The following is a 20,118-nucleotide window of genomic DNA, read 5'->3' on the forward strand; positions in this document are numbered from 1 at the left end:
TTATAAGTTGACTTTTGTTTTGACTGCTTGCTCCACACCGTTATCGCTATAGACGAAAGCCACGATGCTGAGGTGGGCAGGGTTCCATTTGCCGTCGGAGGGAATCGCGTAGGTGTAGGTCTGTGTCTTGGGCTTGTCGGCGTCAAGACTCAGTTCCTGGCCCCAGTGGCCGTTGACGGCATCACGCAGCACGTGGTTATGAATGTAGTTCTTGTCGTTGATGGTCACGTTGTCATCGTCGATGGGGTCGTGTCGCGTTTGCATGGCAACGATACTGTCTTCGAGTATCCATACCTGCAGTTTTCCGTTGTACGTATCGCCAAGACTCGTCTCTGTGACGTTGATGGTGATCTGTCTTTCTGTGAGGGTGGCGGCAAGACTCATGTCGATGGTTGAAGGTTTTTTCATCTCCTCTCTGACCTGAGTCGTCCAGTCGGTATAGTTCACGGGTCCGTGACGGTTGATGAGACCCACAGGCTGGTATTCCAGCGACCAGTGGTTATAGTACTCGTCGCCCAGGTCGGTGGCCAGTCCAAGGATGGTGGCATTGCCCTTGAATCCTAAGGGACCGCTGTGAATGCCCACGGCAATGACGCTATCAGGATAGGTTTCCTGCAACTGTTCGATGACCTCGGTGCCTCGGGGGCAGTTGACGCATTTCTGACCAGTGAAGTCCTCCAGCAGGACGCAGCGCTTCACGCTCTCTGGCTCAACATAGATGAGTCGGTCGTTTTCGTCGATGTGGTCGCAGGCTGCAAAGAGGAGGCAGATGAGACTTGAAAAAAATATCTTGGATTTCATTTTTGCTTAGAAATTATAGTTGTACGAAAGGGTGAAACCTTTGGTGGCAGGCACATAGCGGCAGACGCCTCCTGAACAGTTGTAGCCGGCACGCGTGCGACCGTAGCCCAGTTGGATGCGGTGCGACTCGAGGTTATAGGTCAACTGTCCCTGATAGTAATGCGTCTTGGTGTCGCCGTGGTTCCACAGGTCGCTGGCAGTAATCATCCAATGGGGAGCCAGCGAGAGCTCGGCCAAGGCAAAGGCCCAGTCTTTCTGATCTTGACGGGTGGAGAGGTATTGCAACTCAGTGCGTAACTTGGTGGTGCGAGCCAGCTGGAACATAGCATCGGCCACGAAGATGTTAGAGTGAATCATATCGCCCTCGCCTTCGACAACGGTCTTGTTGTAGCGCTGGTTCATGTACATGAGGTTGAGTTTGATGTCGCTGGTCAGTCGACGCGACAACTGGATGTTAAGGTCCTGATAGTAGGTGGCGTCGCCCCATTTGAGCCAGGCATTCTGAATGGCACGCACGTATGAGTAGTTCAACTTGACGTTCATACCATATTTGCCGCCTAGTGCAGATTTGCGCTTGAAGTTATAGCCAATCTCGCCCTGATAGGCCCATTCGCCCGTGGCCAACTGTGTGGCATAGGGATAGAGAGCGGCAAGAGCGTAGGTGTGGTCGAGGGTGAAGGCAGGCAGGTGATTGATGAACATCGAAGTGCCCAAACGGCTGCGCTGACTGCGGAACGACATGTTGTCGCTGCGCTTGGCCTGGAGCAGGACGCTCAATCCTTTCTTGGAGTAGGAGCCTGAGAGCATGGCTACATGACCCTTGGCATAAGAGTAGTTATTGTCGAACGAGGGGTCTTGCGTCTTCTGGGCATACTCGGCCAGAAGGCCCCACGCTCCTTTGTTTAAATTAGTGCGCACATCCCATGCGTTGACGAACTTAGGCAGGTTCAGACGATGGGTGGGGTCCACGAAGATATCTTCGTCCTTTTCGTACTTGTTGACCCATGAGGCACCAAGACTCAAACGGGTGTCGTGTTGCTGAAGAGAGGGAACCCACTCGTCAAGACTCACCTCGGCATCGGCACCAGAGACGAGTCCGCCATCCCATTTCCAATAGTGACGCTGCTTGCCCGAGAGGACTTTGAGAGTGAGGCCGTTCATAGGCTTCACCACAATGCGGCCGCCAAGGAGTGAGTTGTCGATGCCCAGCGAGCGCTCTTCATAGCTGCGCAGGATGAAGCCTGAACCAAACTGCTCGTAGAATGTGCCAGCGGTCAGTTCCACCTTGTTGAACTTACCTTTCACCCAGAAGTGGGGCACACCCCATCCTTTGAAGTCGTTCTCGAATCCAGGCAGCGGATGCTCCATATATTCGAAACGGGTGCCTGCGTCCACATACTGACTCTGTAGCAGTACGTCGGCATAGGTGTTGGTCATGAAATCGTCGTTACTGGTGGCATCATCCTTGTTCTGTGTAGACAGTAGCATATCGCTCTGTATGCTTCCAGAGACGGTGACGTCCTGTTGGGCCTGTATGGTTAATGCATTGGCGACGATAATAATAGTTAAGTAGAATCTCTTCATGTTCTTTATTTTGTGAGCTCTCGTACCTTATTAATAAGTTCCTCCTCGGCTCCGTCTGTATAGCCATTGTGTCGGTAGACAATGTTACCCTTGCCGTCGCACACCACCACAAAGGGAATCATCTGTGCACCCAGGGCCTTGCGGAAGTCGCTGTTGGGGTCGAGCAGCACGTCATACTCCCAGCCGTGGTTACTCACCAATGGCTTCACCTTCTGGATGTTCTGTGCCTGGTCAATGGAAACGGCGAATATTTTTACGCCTGTCTCATCCTGCCAGTCGGCATACACCTCATTGATAGCATCGAGCTCGCGATTGCAGGGCTTGCACCAGGTGGCAAAAAAGTCGATGATAAATGGTTTGCCGTTGTTCGACAATGTGTCTGTTTTGATGGTTTGTCCGTCCATGGTTTTCAGGGTGACAGCAGGCAACTGTGCCATTGCTGATTGTGAAAAACTCAAAAGAACAACCATCATGAGATGGAAAACAATCTTTTTCATACCTTGCTTAGTTTCTATTTTGGGTGACAAAGGTATACATTCTTTTCTTAACAGCCAAATAATTTCTGTAGAAAATACACTAATTTGTAAACTCTACATGGCAAATATGTTTCAGTTTGATAAAAAATACCATGTTTTTGTGATAATAAATCACGGCATCACAATATAATTATACATTTATTATTCGGTGGTTACAACTTTTTTGCTACCTTTGCAGCCGTTAATTAAAAACCATTAAGATTAGATATTATTAATATGCTAAGTAATTACAGGGGTCTACACCTAGTAGAGGCGGCCAGAAACTTCCGCCACTCATACAAGTACGGCGATGCAGCCATACGTGTTTTCAAGATTGCATTGGTGGCTTTAGTCACTTTGTTGCTTTGGAATATGCCTGCCGAATGGTATGGTATTCAAAATCTGACTGTTATCCAGCAGCGAGTCATCGCCATCTTTGCTTTTGCCACGTTGATGTGGATTTTAGAAATCGTTTCTTCATGGGCTACTTCAGTAGCGGTTATCGTATTGATGCTGCTCTTCTGCTCCGACAGTGGTATACTACCGATGGTCAATGAAGAGGAGGTGGGACCTTTACTTTCTTATAAAGGTGTGATGGCCACGTTTGCCGACCCTGTTATCATGCTGTTTATCGGTGGTTTTATTCTGGCTATTGCTGCCACGAAGACTGGACTCGACGCACAGTTGGCTAAGGTGCTTTTGAAACCCTTTGGCACAAAGAGTGAGATGGTGTTGCTGGGCTTCCTGCTCATCACGGGTCTGTTCTCTATGTTCGTGTCGAACACTGCCACGGCTGCCATGATGCTGACCTTCCTGACACCCGTGTTCCGTCAGTTGCCACCCGAGGGAAAAGGACGTGTGGCCTTGGCACTGAGTATTCCTATCGCAGCTAACTTGGGTGGTATGGGTACGCCAATCGGCACGCCTCCTAATACCATCGCCCTGAAATACCTGAACGACCCTGAAGGTCTGAACCTGGGTTTGGGCTTCGGACAGTGGATGATGTTCATGTTCCCCTTGGTGATTGTCCTGCTGTTTGTCAGCTGGTGGATTCTGAAAAAGATGTTCCCCTTCAGTCAGAAGACCATCGAACTGAAGATTGATGGTGAGATGAAGAAGGACACTCATTCGTATATTGTTATCGTTACTTTCTTCGTAACGGTGCTGCTGTGGTTGCTTGACCGCTTTACGGGCATCAACTCATATACCGTGGCAATGATTCCTTTCTGTGTGTTTGCACTGACGGGCGTCATCAACAAGCGCGACCTTGAGCAGGTGAACTGGAGTGTTATCTGGATGGTTGCCGGTGGCTTTGCCCTGGGCTATGGCCTGAACAAGTCGGGACTGGCCGAGAACGCCGTTGAGAGTATTCCTTTCGGAACCTTCTCGCCTGTGCTCATCCTGATCCTCGGCGGTATCATCTGCTACATGCTGAGTAACTTTATCTCAAATTCTGCCACTGCAGCCCTGCTGATGCCTATTCTGGCCATTGTCTGTGGTGCCATGGGTGATAAACTGGCTCCTATCGGTGGTACGCCCACCGTCCTCATAGGTGTGGCTATCGCTGCCTCAAGTGCTATGATTCTGCCCATCTCTACACCGCCAAATGCATTGGCCTTCTCTACCAACTTGGTTCAGCAGAAGGATATGGCTAAGATTGGTATTATCATGGGTATCATCTCAATGGTACTGGGCTTTGGCTTGGTCTATCTGATGGGCGTGATGGGTGCAATTTAGTGAATAAATGCATTTATTTTACAGAAAAAGGCTGCAAATTTACACAAAATGTGTAACTTTGCAGCCAAATTCTTACTAAACACAAAAGTTGATGAACCTAAAAAAACTATTTTTTGCCTCTCTGCTATTGGTAACGGCATCGGCAACCACGATGGCACAGGAGATGCCATCTATTCCTACCGACCCTGATGTGAAGGTTGGTAAGTTGGACAATGGACTGACGTATTATATCCGTCACAACGCATGGCCTGAGCAGCGCGCCGAGTTTTATATCGCCCAGCGCGTAGGTGCTATCCAGGAGAACGACGACCAGCGTGGCCTGGCTCACTTCCTGGAGCATATGTGCTTTAATGGTACCGACAACTTCAAGGGTAACGACATCGTGAAGTGGTGCGAGACCGTTGGTGTGAAGTTTGGACGCGACCTGAATGCTTATACCTCTATTGATCAGACGGTATATAATATAAGTAATGTACCTACCACGCGTGAGGGCATCATCGACTCATGTCTGCTGATTCTGCACGACTGGGCCGACGGTCTGCTCCTGGAGCCTGAAGAGATTGATAAGGAGCGTGGCGTTATTCATGAGGAATGGCGCATGCGTACCAGCGCACAGATGCGTATGTTGGAGCGCGACCTGCCTCGTCTGTATCCCAATTCAAAGTATGGTCATCGTATGCCTATCGGTTTGATGGAGGTGATTGATAACTTCAAGCCCGAGGTGCTGCGTGCTTACTACGAGAAGTGGTATCGTCCTGATAACCAGGCGATCATCGTGGTTGGCGATGTAGACGTGGACAAGGTTGAACAGAAGATCAAGAATCTGTTTGCTCCTATCAAGATGCCTGCTAACCCTGCTCCCGTAGTGGCTGAGGCTGTGCCCGACAACCAGGAGGCTATCATCGTGGTTGATAAGGATAAGGAGATGCAGTATAGTATCGTGCAGCTGATGTTCAAGAGTGATCCTATTCCCGATGAGATGAAGAGCAATATGCAGTACTTGGTTATCGACTATCTGAAGGATGCCTGCATGGGCATGCTGAACGACCGTCTGACCGAGTTGGCACAAAAGGCCGACTGTCCCTACTTGCAGGGTGGTGTGGAATATGATCAGTATCTGCTGTCGAAGACCAAGGACGCTTTCAACATCAGTGTACTGCCCAAGGAGGGCCAGACAGAGGCTGCTCTGAAGGCTGCCTTTATCGAGGCTCGCCGTGCTGCTCAGTTTGGTTTCACTGCAACAGAGTATCAGCGCTACAAGCAGAACTTCCTCAGTCAGCTTGACAAGCAATATTCGAACAAGGACAAGCGCTTTAACAGTCAGTTCGTGAACGAATATGTGAAGAACTACCTGGCTAAGGAGCCTATCCCCAGCTTGGACGACTACTATCAGGTGATGAAGCAGGTGGTGCCTATGCTCCCCTTGGAGACTATCAATGAGTTGATGAAGAACTTCTTCGAGGATAAGGACTCAAACATGGTGGTGCTGAACATGAACCAGGAGAAGGATGGTGCTGTTTATCCTACCGAGGCTTCTCTGAAGAAGGCTATTGATGAGGCACGTGCCACCCAGTTGGAGGCTTATGTTGATAATGTGAAGAACGAACCACTGATCACTAAATTGCCTAAGGCTGGTAAGATTGTGAAAGAGGTGGCCGGCAAGAAGTTCGACTATAAGGAACTGACCCTGAGCAATGGTGCTAAGGTTATCCTGAAGCATACTGACCTGAAGAAGGACCAGGTGATCCTGGCCAGTGAGGGCTTTGGTGGTTCTTCACGCTATGGTGAGAAGGATTTTGCCAATATCAAGTTGTTTGATGATGTTATCGAGGCCAGCGGTTTGGGTAACTTCTCTCACACGGAACTCGAGAAGGCTCTGGCTGGTAAAATTGCCAGCGCCAGCATGGCATTGGGCACCGACCGTGCCAACATCACTGGTTCTTCAACACCTACTGACGTAGAGACAATGCTGCAGTTGGTTTATCTCTATTTCACCAACATCAACAAGGACCAGGAGTCGTACGACAACATGATGAAGACTACTGAGCTGATGTTGAAGAACAAACTGTTGCAGCCTGAGGCTGTGTTCAGCGATTCACTGACACTGACCATCCAGAACCACAGCAAGCGTTTCGCTCCTCTGGCTATGGACGACCTGAAGAATGTAGACTATGATCGTATCCTCCAGATGGCTAAGGAGCAGACCAGCAATGCGGCTGCCTTCACCTTCACCATCATTGGTAACTACGATGAGGCCACTATCCGTCCGCTCATCGAGCAGTATCTGGCTTCGCTGCCTGCCCAGAAGAAGGTAGTGAAAGGTAAGGATGTGGACGAGTACTTCAAGGGTGAGGTCATCAATAACTTCAAGCGTAAGATGGAGACACCTAAGGCTATTGCTGTGATGGTGTGGCTGAACGACCAGATGAAGTATTCACTCGAGAACGTGGTACGTGCTGACATGGTGGGCCAGATCCTCTCTATGATATATACTGAGAAGATTCGTGAGGAGGCCTCTGCTGCCTATAGTGTGATGGCACAGGCTGGTATGTCGCGCGATGACTACCGCTCTATCGGCCAGGTACTTGTCTACTGTCCTATGAAGCCTGAGAAGGGTGATGTTGCTACGAAGATCATGCTCGACGAGGTGAACAACATGGTGAAGAGTGTTGATGCTGAGAAGTTGAACAAGGTTAAGGAGTATATGCTCAAGAACATCGACGACCAGGCCAAGACTAACAACTATTGGATTCGTGCCATCGGTCGTTTGCGTGACTATGGTGTGGATGTATACACCGACTACAAGAAGACCGTTGAGGCTCAGACACCTCAGACAATCGCTGCCTTCATGCAGGAATTCCTGAAGCCAGGCAACCGTGCCGAGATTGTCATGTTGCCCGAAGAGTAACAATTGATTCAAATAATGAAAACGACCTGCTCTCCATGAGAAGCAGGTCGTTTTTTTGGTTATTTGCAAAAAAGTACGTACCTTTGCACACAAAATCAGATAGTTATGTCGTATTTATTTTCATCAGAATCAGTATCAGAGGGACATCCCGACAAGGTAGCCGACCAGATTTCGGACGCCATTCTGGATCAGTTCCTGGCCTATGACGACCATGCTCGTGTGGCATGTGAGAGTTTTGTAACTACCGGTCAGGTAGTGATTATGGGCGAGGTACGCAGCGAGGTGTATATTGACCTGCAGACGATTGCCCGCAATACCATCAAGAAGATTGGATATACCAAAGCAGAATATCAGTTCGACGGCAACTCATGCGGTATCCTGACTGCTATCCATGAGCAGAGTGCCGACATTAACCGTGGTGTCGACCGCGAGGAAGACGAGAACCAGGGTGCTGGCGACCAGGGTATGATGTTTGGCTATGCTACCAACGAAACAGCCAACTATATGCCTGTTTCTTTGGATCTGGCTCACCTCATCATGCGCACGCTGGCCGATATTCGTAAGGAAGGTAAGCAGATGCGCTATCTGCGTCCCGACTCAAAGAGTCAGGTGACCATCCAGTATAGCGATGCCGGCATCCCTGAGCGTATCGACACCATTGTGGTTTCTACACAGCACGATGAGTTTGACGAGGACGAGAAGATGTTGGCAAAGATTGAGGAAGACGTCAAGACCATCCTCATCCCCCGTGTGAAAGCACAGATTAAGAGTGAGAAGGTGCTTGCGCTCTTCAATGACGATATCAAGTACTACGTGAACCCCACGGGTAAGTTCGTGATTGGTGGCCCCCACGGCGACACCGGTCTGACGGGTCGTAAGATCATCGTTGACACCTATGGTGGTAAGGGCGCGCACGGTGGTGGCGCCTTCAGTGGAAAAGACTCTTCAAAGGTCGACCGTTCAGCTGCTTATGCAGCCCGTCATATTGCAAAGAATATGGTGGCTGCTGGTGTGGCCGATGAGATGCTGGTGCAGGTGAGCTATGCCATTGGTGTGGCTAAACCTATGAATATCTATGTGAATACCTATGGCCGCTCTAATGTGAAGATGAGTGATGGTGAGATTGCTAAGAAGATTGAACAACTCTTCGACCTGCGTCCGAAGGCTATCGAACGCACCTTGAAGCTCCGTCAGCCCATGTACCTCGAAACGGCTGCCTATGGTCATATGGGACGTCAGCCCGAGGTGGTGAAGAAGACCTTTACCAGTCATTATCACGAGACGAAGACCATTGATGTGGAACTGTTCACATGGGAGAAGTTGGACCGTGTGGATGACATCAAGTGCGCTTTCGGACTCTAACCGTCTATCATGGGACAGACATCAAGTCATTCCGCAGATACACTGGGATACAGCCTGTATGACTATTTAAATCAAGGCTATTTCTCAAAGGACTCGCTGCTGTGTACCACTCAGGTGCACAGCAGCAGTTTCGGTATGGCGGGTGCGCCTGTGCCCTATAACATGCGGAGCGACAACACCATATCAATCATCCTCTTGGCTTGCTTCTGTCTGGTGGTTATCCTGGGTACACACTCACGCTCACTCTTCATGCGTGAGCTGAAGATGCTTTTCCGAACGCCTCGTGAGAGTAATGATGCCATCAAAGAGACATCGAGCGAGATGCGTGTCATGATGACCTTTGTCGCCATCTGTTGTCTGATGTTGGGCATCACAGCCTATCTGTTTATCACAGAAATGGTTACCACCCACTTTGTTATCGACACCAATGCTGTCATCGTCTTTTTTCTGTCGGCGGTATTTTTGGCCTTCTTTTGTGCCAAGTGGTTTTTGCAAACGGTGGTAAATCTGGTGTTCTTTGGAGGTAAAAAGAGTATACAATACATGAAAGAACAGGTGCTCATGACGGCCTGTTTAGGTATCATGACCTATCCTATGGTCATGTTACTTGTCTATTTTAATTTATCACTAAAAAATGCAGCTATCTACTTCATTTTTATCGTTTTATTCCAAGAATTGCTGACATTTTACAAGTCATGGCTCATCTTTTTTAGGCAAAAAGGGCATTTTCTGCAAAATATTTTGTACTTTTGTGCCCTCGAAATCACACCTTTGCTTACTTTCGGTTGCGCGATGGTGTTGATAACCAACAGTTTGAAAATTAATTTTTAGGACATTAGAGAATGATTAAGAAGATTTTGGTTTCGCAGCCTAAGCCAACGAGCGAGAAGTCTCCCTACTATGACATTGCAAATCGCTTTGGTGTAGAGTTGGTCTTCCGTCCCTTTATCAAGGTGGAGGGAATGGCTGCCCGCGAATTCCGTACCCAGAAGGTTAATATTCTGGACTATACGGCCGTCGTATTCACGTCGCGCCATGCCATCGACCATTTCTTTACCTTGGCCAAGGAGATGCGTATTACCATTCCCGAGGACATGAAGTATTTCTGCGTTACCGAGACTATCGCATTCTATATCCAGAAGTATGTGCAGTATCGCAAGCGTAAGGTGTTCTTTGGTACAACGGGTAAGGTTGACGACCTGATTCCTACCATGGTGAAACACAAGACCGAGAAATATCTCGTGCCTATGAGTGATGTGCACAATGATGCCATTGCCAATCTGCTCGACTCAAAGAAGTTGATTCATAAGGAGGTGGTAATGTACAAAACCGTGAGCAACGACTTTACTGAGGAAGAGGTTAAGAACTTCGACTACGACATGCTCATTTTCTTCAGCCCCTCAGGTATTGAGTCGCTCACTAAGAACTTCCCCGACTTCAATCAAGGCGAAATCGCCATCGGCACCTTCGGTCCTGCTACGGCTAAGGCTGTTCAGGATGCCGGACTTCGATTGGACCTGCAGGCTCCTACAGAGAAGTATCCTTCTATGACGGGCGCCCTGCAGCACTATCTGCTGATGAACGAAGATTAACCTTCATTATATATAATTTTGTGACGGCTCCAGCAGTATTCCAGAAAATGGAGCGCGTTGTCAGTCAGAAACTGATAGACGAGCTCTTCGACGGAGGCCATAGCCATTCGATGGCTGCCTTCCCGCTGAGAGTCATATTTATGCACACCGAGCACCAAGAAGGGCAGCCGCCCGTTCAGGTGCTCATTAGTGTTCCTAAGAAGCGGTTTCATCATGCCGTCGACCGCAATCGCGTGAAGCGGCAGATTCGTGAGGCCTATCGTCATCAGAAGCACCTACTTGCCGACAAGGTGGATCCCAATCAGATGTTGGTTGTTGCCTTCGTTTGGCTTTCCGACCAATTGCAACCCTCAGCCGAGGTGGACAGTAAGGTAAAGAACCTGTTGGAACGCATAGCCCGCAAACTATGAAGCGTGTATTGAAATGGATCGCCTGGCCTCTGAAGTGGGTCTTGCTGGCACCCATCATCTTCTACCAGCGGTGCATCAGTCCTTTTACGCCGCCTTCATGCCGTTTCACCCCCACCTGTTCACAGTATGCCAAGGAGGCCATTATCAAGCATGGTCCTATCAAGGGCTTAGGACTGGCCATCTGGCGCATCCTGCGATGCAATCCCTGGGGAGGCAGTGGTTATGATCCAGTGCCGTAGAGATTAGGTGATACTAGGCAATACTAGGCGGTCCTAGGTAGTCCTAGGCAATCCTAGGAAGACCTAGGAGATTTTAGGAAATCCTAGATAAAGATAATTAAAAAAAAGAAATATATGAAGAATTTTGTTGAAGAACTCCGCTGGCGCGGAATGCTGGCACAGATTATGCCAGGCACAGAAGAACTCCTGCAGAAGGAGATGGTGACGGCCTACCTGGGTACCGACCCCACCGCCGACTCTCTGCATATTGGTCACCTCTGCGGCATCATGATGCTGCGTCATCTGCAGCGCTGCGGACATAAGCCCATCATCCTTGTGGGTGGTGCCACAGGTATGATTGGCGACCCCTCAGGTAAGTCACAGGAGCGTAACCTCCTCAACGACGAGACCCTGCGCCACAATCAGGAGTGCATTAAGGCTCAGGTGGCTAAGTTCCTCGACTTTGAGTCGAAGGAGGCTAATGCTGCCGAGATGGTCAACAACTACGATTGGATGAAGAACTTCACCTTCCTCGACTTTGCTCGTGAGGTGGGTAAGCATATCACTGTGAACTATATGATGGCTAAGGAGAGTGTGCAGCAGCGCCTCAACGGTACCGCTCGCGATGGTCTCTCTTTCACCGAGTTCACCTATCAGCTCCTCCAGGGCTACGACTTCCTCTACCTCTATCAGCACAAGGGTGTGAAGTTGCAGTTGGGTGGCAACGACCAGTGGGGCAACATGACTACAGGTACTGAGCTTATCCGCCGTACCCTGGGTAACGACGTTGAGACCTTCGCCCTCACCTGTCCGCTCATCACCAAGAGCGATGGCAAGAAGTTTGGTAAGACCGAGAGTGGCAACATCTGGCTCGATCCTAAGCGCACCACACCTTACCGCTTCTATCAGTTCTGGTTGAATGTCAGCGACGAGGATGCCGAGCGTTATATTAAGATCTTCACATCACTCGAGAAGGACGTTATCGATGCCCTTATCGAGGAGCACAAGCAGGATCCTGGCCGTCGTGTGCTGCAGAAGCGACTGGCCGAGGAGGTTACTGTGCTGGTACACTCTCGTGAGGCTCTTGACATGGCCATCGAGGCTTCAAATATTCTCTTTGGTAAGTCAACCAAGGAAGCTCTCGAGAAGCTCGACGAGCAGACCTTCCTCGATGTGTTCGATGGCGTAGAAAAGTTTGAGATCAGTAAGGACCAGTTGGGTCAGCCCGCTGTCGAGCTCTTCACCACTATCGCTCCTGTGTTCCCTTCAAAGGGCGAGATGCGTAAGATGGTGCAGGGTGGCGGTGTTTCTCTGAACAAGGAGAAACTCACCGACCAGAACCGTGCCATCACGGCCGACGATCTTATTGACGGTAAATATCTGCTGGCCCAGAAGGGTAAGAAGAACTATTACCTGATCACGGTAAAATAACAAAAGAACAGGAAAAATTTGGTAATATGCCAAATTTTTCCTACCTTTGCAGCCGCTAAATAGCGATTGGACGATGGTGTAATGGTAACACTACAGGTTTTGGTTCTGTCATTCCCGGTTCGAATCCGAGTCGTCCAACCATCAAAAGAATCCCGAAATCATCACGATTTCGGGATTCTTTTTTGTTTCTGTATCAGTTATCTCACACTCCATTCGAATACACCTGTCGAAAACTCGTCGGGCTGTGTGATCTCCAATCGCAGTGCCTTGGTCTTCACTGGGGCAAAGTTCACTGTGCAGGCCGCACCACGAACAGTGGGGTAGTGGTCGGCATCCTTCACCGGCAGCCACTGGCCTTGTGCATCCTGATAGAGGATACGCCATGACTTTGGCACACGACAGCCGCCCCAGGGTGCATCGTCAAACCAATAAACGGTGCATGTCTGAACGGTAGCTGCTTCAGGAAACTCATACGCCAGCCATTCCGTAGTGGCTTTCTTAGGCCACCAGTGTGTGTAGGGCATCGAGCGGTCGTTCTCGTCGCGAGGTACCAGTCGGTCGTTGATTGACGACAGAGCCGGCACCTTCGAACTGCTACTCACCTTACTCTCGCTGGCCAGTGTGGCAGGCTGCGCAGGTGTTGTGGCCTTCAGGTCTTGGGGCAGCCACACACGCATCTTACCTGAGCCGCGATGACACCAGGCATAATAAGGAATCAACGTGAGCGTCTGATCCTTCACCACGAGCTTTCCCTGTTTGTTGAAGTCCAGCGTCTGCGCATCCGTCGTCAGCGTCACCACCTCAGTACCAGCAATCTCTTTCTTTCCAAGTTGGAACTTCGGCTCCTGGTTGACCAATGCCGAGAAGACGTCAAACGCATTGTCAGGATGTTCGGCACAGTACACCAGCGGGCCACGCTCCACGGCCACCATACCTCTGTCAGCTTCCACCTTATTATTAGCACGCACCGTGCGAGGCTCCATGTCGAAGTGAATCTGCACCTTATCGCCTTTCTTCCAGTAGCGGTCGATAGTGATATAGTCATGAATCTCGGGATAGAGTTGCTGATTGTTGACGCTTACGCGATAACCGAGACGTTTGCCGTCTGTATAGGAGTAGAGATCAGAGGGTACCACTTTGCCCTTTACCCAGCCTGGGATACGAATCTTTAGAGCAAACCTACCAACGTTATTTTTGTCGATGGTGATGGTGATGTCGCCATCCCATGGATAGTTGGTCTGTTGAGAGAGAGCCACCTTCTTCTTGCCAACGTTCAGCTCGCTCCTGTTCGACAGGAACAGGTTCACATACACGTTCCTGTCCTTCACTGCATAGACATAGCCAGGCAGCGAGGGAATGAAGCGACAGATGTTCGACGGACAGCATGCACAGCCGAACCATGCCTGACGCTGATGCTGTCCCATCGACTCCAAGGGGTTGGGATAGAAGAAGCCGTTGCCCTCAAGACTCACACCGCTGATAAGACCGTTATACAGTGTGCGCTCCAGCACATCGAAATACTTCGCATCGCCATGCAGCAGGAACAAACGGTAGTTCACATACACATTACCGATGGCGGCACATGTCTCGCAATAGGCGCTCATGTTGGGCAACTCGTAGTTCCTGCCGAAAGCCTCGCCACTCGAGGTGGCGCCGATGCCGCCCGTGATATACAGTTTCTTTGTGACGATATTATCCCAGATACGGTCGATGGCGTTGACATAGCCCTGGTCGCCAGTGAGTGCAGCCACATCGGCCATGCCAGCATACATATAAGCTGCGCGAACAGCATGCCCCACAGCCTCTTTCTGGTCCACCACCGGTTGATGACTCTGACTGTACTCCTGCTTGATCTGCGTCTTGCCGCGATAGTCCAGCAGGAACTTCGCCTCGTCCAGGTATTTCTTCTCGCCCGTGGCCAGGTAGAGCCGGCACAGTGCCATCTCGGCTATCTGGTGTCCAGGCACCACGCAGGCCTGTCCAGGGTTAGGGCCCACCTCCTTGCACACCACATCAGCATAGCGGCGCGCAATATCCAGGAACTTCCTGCTGCCCGTGGCCTGCCAGTGAGCCACAGCCCCCTCAATCATGTGCCCCAGGTTATAGAGCTCGTGCGAGAGGTCCTCCTCCTTCACCCAGCGCTTGTCGCCAGCCCAGTGGTGAGGGTCGGCAGGATTCTGCGTGCGTGCCGTATAGAGATAGCCGTCAGGCTCCTGAGCCGTGGCGATGATGTCGATCACACTGTCCACATACGCCCTTAACTTCTTGTCAGGATACGTCTGCAGGATATACGAGGCACCCTCAATGGTCTTGTAGGGGTCTGTATCGTCGAACGAGTAGCCCACGCCGTTCACCTTAAACACCTTCGAAGGGTCTTTCAGATGCATGGCCGCATGCTCAAAGTTCTTATAGCGCCCCTCACTCTCACATTTCGAGAAGGCCAGGGGCACCGTCACGTTGCGACTCGCCTCCAGGCGCTGTCCCCAGAACGTGCCAGGCGTCACCTTCACAGCCGTGAAAGGCACAGGGTTGATGGGATAGCCCGTTTGTGCCCCTATAGGACACACAACGAGTGATGAAAGAATCAAAGAAAAGACAGTTCTCTTCATGTCGTATCGGTTTTAGTTCATTGGATTATCATGCTATTTCAGTTCGCTCCACTTTGGCGGCTCCACCCCCAGCAGGTTGCGCACAAAGAAGTCATAACGCTTATGGTCACCATAGCTCTCGCCCATGGTATGACGGGCACCAGGAACCACCACCAACTCGAAGTCCTTGCCAGCCTTCTCCAGTGCGTTCACCACCTGCATGGTCGAGGCAGGATCCACGTTGTCGTCCATCTCGCCCACCACCAGCATCAGCGGACGTTCCAGTCGCCAGGCGTTCTCTGTGTTCGAGCATTCCACATACGAGCTGTCAACGGGATAGCCCATCCACTGCTCGTTCCACCAAATCTTATCCATGCGGTTGTCGTGACAGCCACAGGCTGCATACGCCGCCTTGTAGAAGTCGCCATGCCACAGCACAGCCGCCAGCGCGTTCTGTCCGCCAGCCGAGCAGCCGTAGATGCCCACACGGTCGACGTCCATATACGGATATTTCTTGCACGCCGCCTTGATCCATGCTATGCGGTCGGGTAGTCCGCCATCCTTCAGATTCTTATAGCACACCTCCTCGAAGGCCCTTGTGCGAAACGAGGTAGTCATGGCATCCAACTGCACCACGATGAAGCCCAGCTCCGCAATACTCGACATGGTCCATATCCATGGCGTAAACGTCTTGGGCACATACTGGTCGCCAGGGCCCGAGTAGATATACTCGATGACAGGGTATTTCTTCGTTGGGTCGAAGTTCGATGGGCGCTGAATCAGTCCCCACATGTCCGTTTTGCCGTCGCGACCCTTGGCCACGAACACCTCAGGTGCCTTCCATCCCTCTTTCTCCAGTGCTGTGATGTCGGCCGTCTCCAGCGTGCGCAGGATATGTCCGTCCTTGCCAGAGCGCAGCACCGTGACAGGTGGCGTGGTCACCGTCGAGTAGGTATCAATCAGATAGGCCATATCGTCCGTATAGGTCACGCTGTGGTTACCCTCCTCAGGCGTCAGGCACACCAGGCCCTTGCCGTTCAGTCCAATCTTGTAGTAATGAATCAGGTATGGATCCTCCTTTTTGTTCATGCCGCAGGCCGAGAAGTAGACAATGCCGTTCTCCTCGTCCACGCGCTGGATGCCACGCACATAGTATTCCCCCTTCGTTATCTGTCGGCAGTCCTTACCACTGTACAGATAGATATGGTTACGTCCGTCGCGCTCGCTGGTCCAGATGATGCGCTGTCCATCCTGCAGGTCGATGCGCTGCTGACGGTTGTAGTTGATATACTTGTCGTTCTTCTCCTCAATCAGCGTGCGCACTAGTCCTGTGGCGGCCGACAGCTCCAGCACGCGATACGTCTTGTGGCCACGCTCATTATATTCGAACGTCACACGCTCGTTGTCCTTCCAGCGAGGCATCGTCACCTGATATTGGTGCTGGAAGAGCGCTGTCGAAGGCTCAGTCACGCGACCAGTGGCCACCTCGACGATCACAGGCACGCGATAGTTCAGCGAATCGCCAGGCTTGGCATATTCCTGCGTGTGGAGCACAGGCTGCAGTTGGTTTCTGGGCGACGACTCCACATAGTACACATAGCGCTTGGGTGCAGGCTTGATGCGCACCGTGGCATAATAGCGCCCATCGGCCGAGAACGAGCCCCAGGCTGAATAGTAATAGGCCGAGTCGCCATTGGTGGTCAGCGCATGCTCCTGGCCGTTCTCCCTCACCCACAGGTTATTGTCGCGATGAAACACCTGCACCTTGCCATCAGGCGACATCCGCATGCCGTCCTTCTCGTCGGGCACCTCCATCCAGTGGCGCTGTCGTCCCTGCCACTGTGGGCGCTGTCGCGGCTTCTCAGGATTCTCAGCGAGGGTGGTCACCGTGTTCTGGTCGGCATCCACCTCCTTATATATCTGTTTCTTACCATCGAACACAGAGTACCAGAACTGGTGCGTGCCATGCTTCAGGTGCACGTTCACGTCGCCATACTTCATCTTGTTCGAGTATTTCGAGCCAATAGCGAAGGCTCGTTTGTAGTTGTCTTTGATGTTGTCGGCAGCGGCCGTCTGCGTCAGCATCAGGGCCAGAGCCATGGTCAGTGTTGTTCTTATCATTATTTCAGTATTTCTTTCAGTTGGTTGGTGGCGCGCTCAATCATGTCCTTCGTGCCACTGCCGTCGCTCACGTAGCGTATCACCATGTTGGCGTACGACGTGGCGCGACCGATATGATCGTTGGCAGGCAGTTGGCCCACCTTCTCCAGCAGCGATTGCAACTCCTCCAGGTCTTCAGGCTCAGCCAGGTTGCCTGGACGCATGGCGTTGATGATGGCGTTCAGGGCAGCGGCCACCTTGTCAACCTCCTCCTGCGAATAGCGGTCGTCAGCGCCCTCCATAAAGGACTGTGCCTGCTTGTATTGTTCTGCCATGCGTGCAAAGCCATGACTGGCCCATGGCGCATATTCAGGCACCTTCACCGTCATGTTGTGCCATGCCTGCTGGTCGTCCATCCTACTCTTGGCGATGAGGAGCAATTCGCGCAACTGCGACCTGTCAGTAGGCAGATTGCCCACCATGCTGACTGTTGAGGCAGGCAGGTTCAGACGGAAGTAGTGCGTCAGGTGCTTGTCGCCCTCATAGTCAGGGACGAGGTTGAAGGATGAAGGTTGATGGTTGAGGGCTGAGGATAGGTCAACGGTGGCCTCGTCCCAGCTCTTCACGTTGGTGGCAGCCATCACCAGCGGCCCCTGCATCAGGGCGCCCAGCCAGTAGCCGTCCACCTTGTCAGGCCCAAAGTCGATATGCTTGGTAAAGGGCATCGTCACCTCCACCACATCCTTCGTTGACCATCGGCGTGCAGGAATCTCCACGTAGCTCGATGGCTGATAGTGACTGGCCATGCTCTTGCCGTTGAGTTTGATGTCGAAGCCCTCAGTGGCCCAATAAGGCACGCGCAGTTTCATGGCGAACTTCGCCTTGCCCTTCGTCAGGCGGATGATGCTCTTCTCAGCAGGCCACTCACACGCCTGCTTCAGCACCACGCCCTTCTCCTTCCATTGGGCTGTGGTGGGCAGGTAGAGTGCCACCCAGATGGTGTTGTCGTTCACAAAGTAGGCAGCCTCCTGATATTTCACGTGGTTCTCCACACCCGTGCCGCCACAGCAGGTGGCCTGAGGCGTTTCGTTGCCCCACGGCTTCGAGGCATCCAGTCCCACGGCATATTGATAGCACGTCTGATACTTGCGAGGGTTCACCGACCCCACAATCTGGTTATAGAGCACGCGTTCGTAGTAGTCCATATAGCGAGCGTCGTTGGGGTTGAAGCAGTTCAGGTCCTTCGTCAACTTCGCCAGGTTATAGGCGCAGCACGTCTCGTTCATGGTGGACTCAGGATGCTTGGTGTGCCCCCAGTTCGAGGCATTGGTACACATGGAGGTCATCTGTGCATAGGGCTGACGGAACATCTCGCCATTGCCCACACCACCCATGGCATAGCGATAGCGCCCCTGAATCATCGTCCAGAAGTTCTCGGCCACGTCGTAGTAGTAGGGATTGTGATTGCCACGATACGAGCGCAGGGCACCAGTCACCATGGGGATGTGCTGGTTGGCATGGCGCGTGCGTATGGCGTCCACATTATGCGCCAGCGGATCGAAGAAGGCAGGACTGTCAAAGCAGTTGGCCGCCTCCAGCAGATGCGCCTTCTCCTCGGCTGTGCCTGTCATTTCCGACAGGCGCGCCAGCGATTCGGCCATGCCGCCCACCTCGCCAGCGATGTACATATTCCACATCTCGTAGCGATTGCCAGGGCGTGCACGTCGCTCGTCCTGACGTCCGTCGCTCTTCACATAGGTGCGATAGTGCAGTCGGTTCCACACCCACAGTCCCATGTCCTTGGCAATGAGCAGCGCCTTCTTGGCCACAGCCTTGTCGTCGATATAGGTGGCAATGTCGATGAGACCAGCCAGTTGCTTGTGAACAGAGTAATAGGGAGCCCACACCCAGCTGTCGTTGTTGTAGGCGCGATACATCTCGATGAGTACGCAGTGCTGGGCAGGGATGGCGTTCAGATAGCCATAGCCATACTTTTCGTATGCCTGCTTATAGCGGTCGAAGTCGGCCCATGTGCCTTGCATCGTCTTTAGCTCCTCCTCAGGGGCAAAGTCGCGTGCCTCCCAGTAGCGCCCCAGTTGCTCGTTCCACACGAACGTGCGCTCCTGACACTCGCGCAGACCGTTCACCATCTCTGTGATGTTGCGTCGCAGGATGTCCTTCTTCGCCTTGTCCTGACAGCTGGCAAAGGCGAAGGCCATGGCCGACATGTAGTGGCCAGAGCCATGCCCCTTCAACTTGGTGGTGGGCGAGTCCCATCCGTCGGCCTCAGGATAGCCCTCCGTGGGCAGTCCGTAGGTGTCGCGATAGTTATAGAGCTGCTGCTTCACAGGCAGACTAATCAGCTGGTCGATGTCGAGGTCGCGATTCTGCGTCAGTCTGTTGTCGCCGTCGATGCTCACTGCGTTCAGTGGCAGGGGCTCAGCCACAATTCTTCCCTCTTCCCTCGTCCCTCTTTCATCTTCCACCACTCTCACCTCGGCCCACACAGGGTAGCCGTTGGGTGTGGTGTTGTCGCCCAGGACGAATCCACGTACCTTATATATACTGCCCACAGGGTTGATGCTGGCGTTGGCCTCGGCCTGCTCTGTGGCTTCCGATGCGTTCATCCATTTCACCTGGCGATAGGCACCCTTGCCGTTGGCATCGGTCACCCACAACTGATAGGGCAGTCGAGGGGCGTTTCCCACAGGTGTCTCCACGCAGACGGTCTCTGTCTTCACTATCTGCGCCATCATCTGGCCATAGCATAATGAAGTGAGGATGAGGAAGGAAAAAAGTCTTCTCATGTTTGTTTCTTGCTTGTTTTCAGTAGAAAGTAGACATTTATCGGTTTTGATGGTGCAAAGTTACG

14 protein-coding genes and 1 tRNA gene are annotated in these 20,118 nt (G+C 51.8%); 9 read left to right on the forward strand and 6 right to left on the reverse strand.

Annotated features, from left to right (window positions below; all coding sequences use genetic code 11):
• The 3 genes from M1D30_RS00520 to M1D30_RS00530 are packed head-to-tail and all read right to left on the reverse strand — an operon-like array spanning position 1 to position 2,882.
• Positions 1–801, reverse strand: coding sequence for an Omp28 family outer membrane lipoprotein (locus M1D30_RS00520; protein WP_248505126.1), 801 nt, complete (start codon positions 799–801; stop codon positions 1–3).
• A gap of 6 nt (positions 802–807) precedes the next feature.
• Positions 808–2,385, reverse strand: coding sequence for a DUF6029 family protein (locus M1D30_RS00525; RefSeq protein ID WP_248505129.1), 1,578 nt, complete (start codon positions 2,383–2,385; stop codon positions 808–810).
• Between the two features lie 5 nt (positions 2,386–2,390).
• Positions 2,391–2,882 (reverse strand): TlpA disulfide reductase family protein, encoded by a 492-nt coding sequence (locus tag M1D30_RS00530; RefSeq protein ID WP_248505130.1) that lies wholly within the window; start codon positions 2,880–2,882, stop codon positions 2,391–2,393.
• Between the two features lie 255 nt (positions 2,883–3,137).
• Here M1D30_RS00530 and M1D30_RS00535 point away from each other — a divergent pair, with 255 nt between their 5' ends.
• From M1D30_RS00535 to M1D30_RS00575, 9 genes are all read left to right on the forward strand, one after another.
• Positions 3,138–4,637 (forward strand): DASS family sodium-coupled anion symporter, encoded by a 1,500-nt coding sequence (locus tag M1D30_RS00535; RefSeq protein WP_248505132.1) that lies wholly within the window; start codon positions 3,138–3,140, stop codon positions 4,635–4,637.
• Between the two features lie 91 nt (positions 4,638–4,728).
• Positions 4,729–7,545, forward strand: a complete 2,817-nt coding sequence (locus tag M1D30_RS00540; protein ID WP_248505134.1) for a pitrilysin family protein — start codon at positions 4,729–4,731, stop codon at positions 7,543–7,545.
• A gap of 105 nt (positions 7,546–7,650) precedes the next feature.
• The gene (gene metK, locus M1D30_RS00545; protein WP_248505143.1) at positions 7,651–8,907 is read left to right on the forward strand and encodes a methionine adenosyltransferase; all 1,257 of its coding nucleotides are present in this window, start codon (positions 7,651–7,653) and stop codon (positions 8,905–8,907) included.
• 9 nt (positions 8,908–8,916) lie between these two features.
• Positions 8,917–9,738, forward strand: a complete 822-nt coding sequence (locus tag M1D30_RS00550; RefSeq protein WP_248505145.1) for a DUF4271 domain-containing protein — start codon at positions 8,917–8,919, stop codon at positions 9,736–9,738.
• An 11-nt stretch (positions 9,739–9,749) separates the two neighbouring features.
• Positions 9,750–10,499 carry a uroporphyrinogen-III synthase gene (locus M1D30_RS00555; RefSeq protein ID WP_248505147.1) on the forward strand — a complete coding sequence of 250 codons (750 nt, stop codon included), beginning with the start codon at positions 9,750–9,752 and terminating at the stop codon, positions 10,497–10,499.
• Between the two features lie 47 nt (positions 10,500–10,546).
• Complete coding sequence (gene rnpA, locus M1D30_RS00560; RefSeq protein ID WP_248505149.1) at positions 10,547–10,909, forward strand: ribonuclease P protein component; 363 nt, start codon at positions 10,547–10,549, stop codon at positions 10,907–10,909.
• The gene (yidD, locus tag M1D30_RS00565; protein ID WP_248505150.1) at positions 10,906–11,148 is read left to right on the forward strand and encodes a membrane protein insertion efficiency factor YidD; all 243 of its coding nucleotides are present in this window, start codon (positions 10,906–10,908) and stop codon (positions 11,146–11,148) included. The genes rnpA and yidD overlap by 4 nt, the downstream gene beginning before the upstream one ends.
• Before the next feature lie 114 nt (positions 11,149–11,262).
• Positions 11,263–12,558, forward strand: a complete 1,296-nt coding sequence (gene tyrS / locus M1D30_RS00570; protein ID WP_248505152.1) for a tyrosine--tRNA ligase — start codon at positions 11,263–11,265, stop codon at positions 12,556–12,558.
• A 67-nt stretch (positions 12,559–12,625) separates the two neighbouring features.
• Positions 12,626–12,699 (forward strand) — tRNA-Gln (locus M1D30_RS00575).
• Positions 12,700–12,755: 56 nt separating this feature from the next.
• Here the strand turns inward: M1D30_RS00575 and M1D30_RS00580 are convergent.
• The 3 genes from M1D30_RS00580 to M1D30_RS00590 are packed head-to-tail and all read right to left on the reverse strand — an operon-like array spanning position 12,756 to position 20,053.
• Positions 12,756–15,167: a glycoside hydrolase family 127 protein gene (locus M1D30_RS00580; protein WP_248505154.1), complete on the reverse strand. Its 2,412-nt coding sequence runs from the start codon at positions 15,165–15,167 to the stop codon at positions 12,756–12,758.
• Between the two features lie 33 nt (positions 15,168–15,200).
• On the reverse strand, positions 15,201–17,267 hold the full coding sequence (locus M1D30_RS00585; protein WP_371874130.1) for a DPP IV N-terminal domain-containing protein: 2,067 nt from the start codon (positions 17,265–17,267) through the stop codon (positions 15,201–15,203).
• On the reverse strand, positions 17,267–20,053 hold the full coding sequence (locus M1D30_RS00590) for a beta-L-arabinofuranosidase domain-containing protein (RefSeq protein ID WP_248505156.1): 2,787 nt from the start codon (positions 20,051–20,053) through the stop codon (positions 17,267–17,269). The genes M1D30_RS00585 and M1D30_RS00590 overlap by 1 nt, the downstream gene beginning before the upstream one ends.
• Between the last annotated feature and the right edge of the window lie 65 nt (positions 20,054–20,118).

This window comes from Prevotella sp. E15-22, assembly GCF_023204875.1.
Taxonomy (GTDB): domain Bacteria; phylum Bacteroidota; class Bacteroidia; order Bacteroidales; family Bacteroidaceae; genus Prevotella.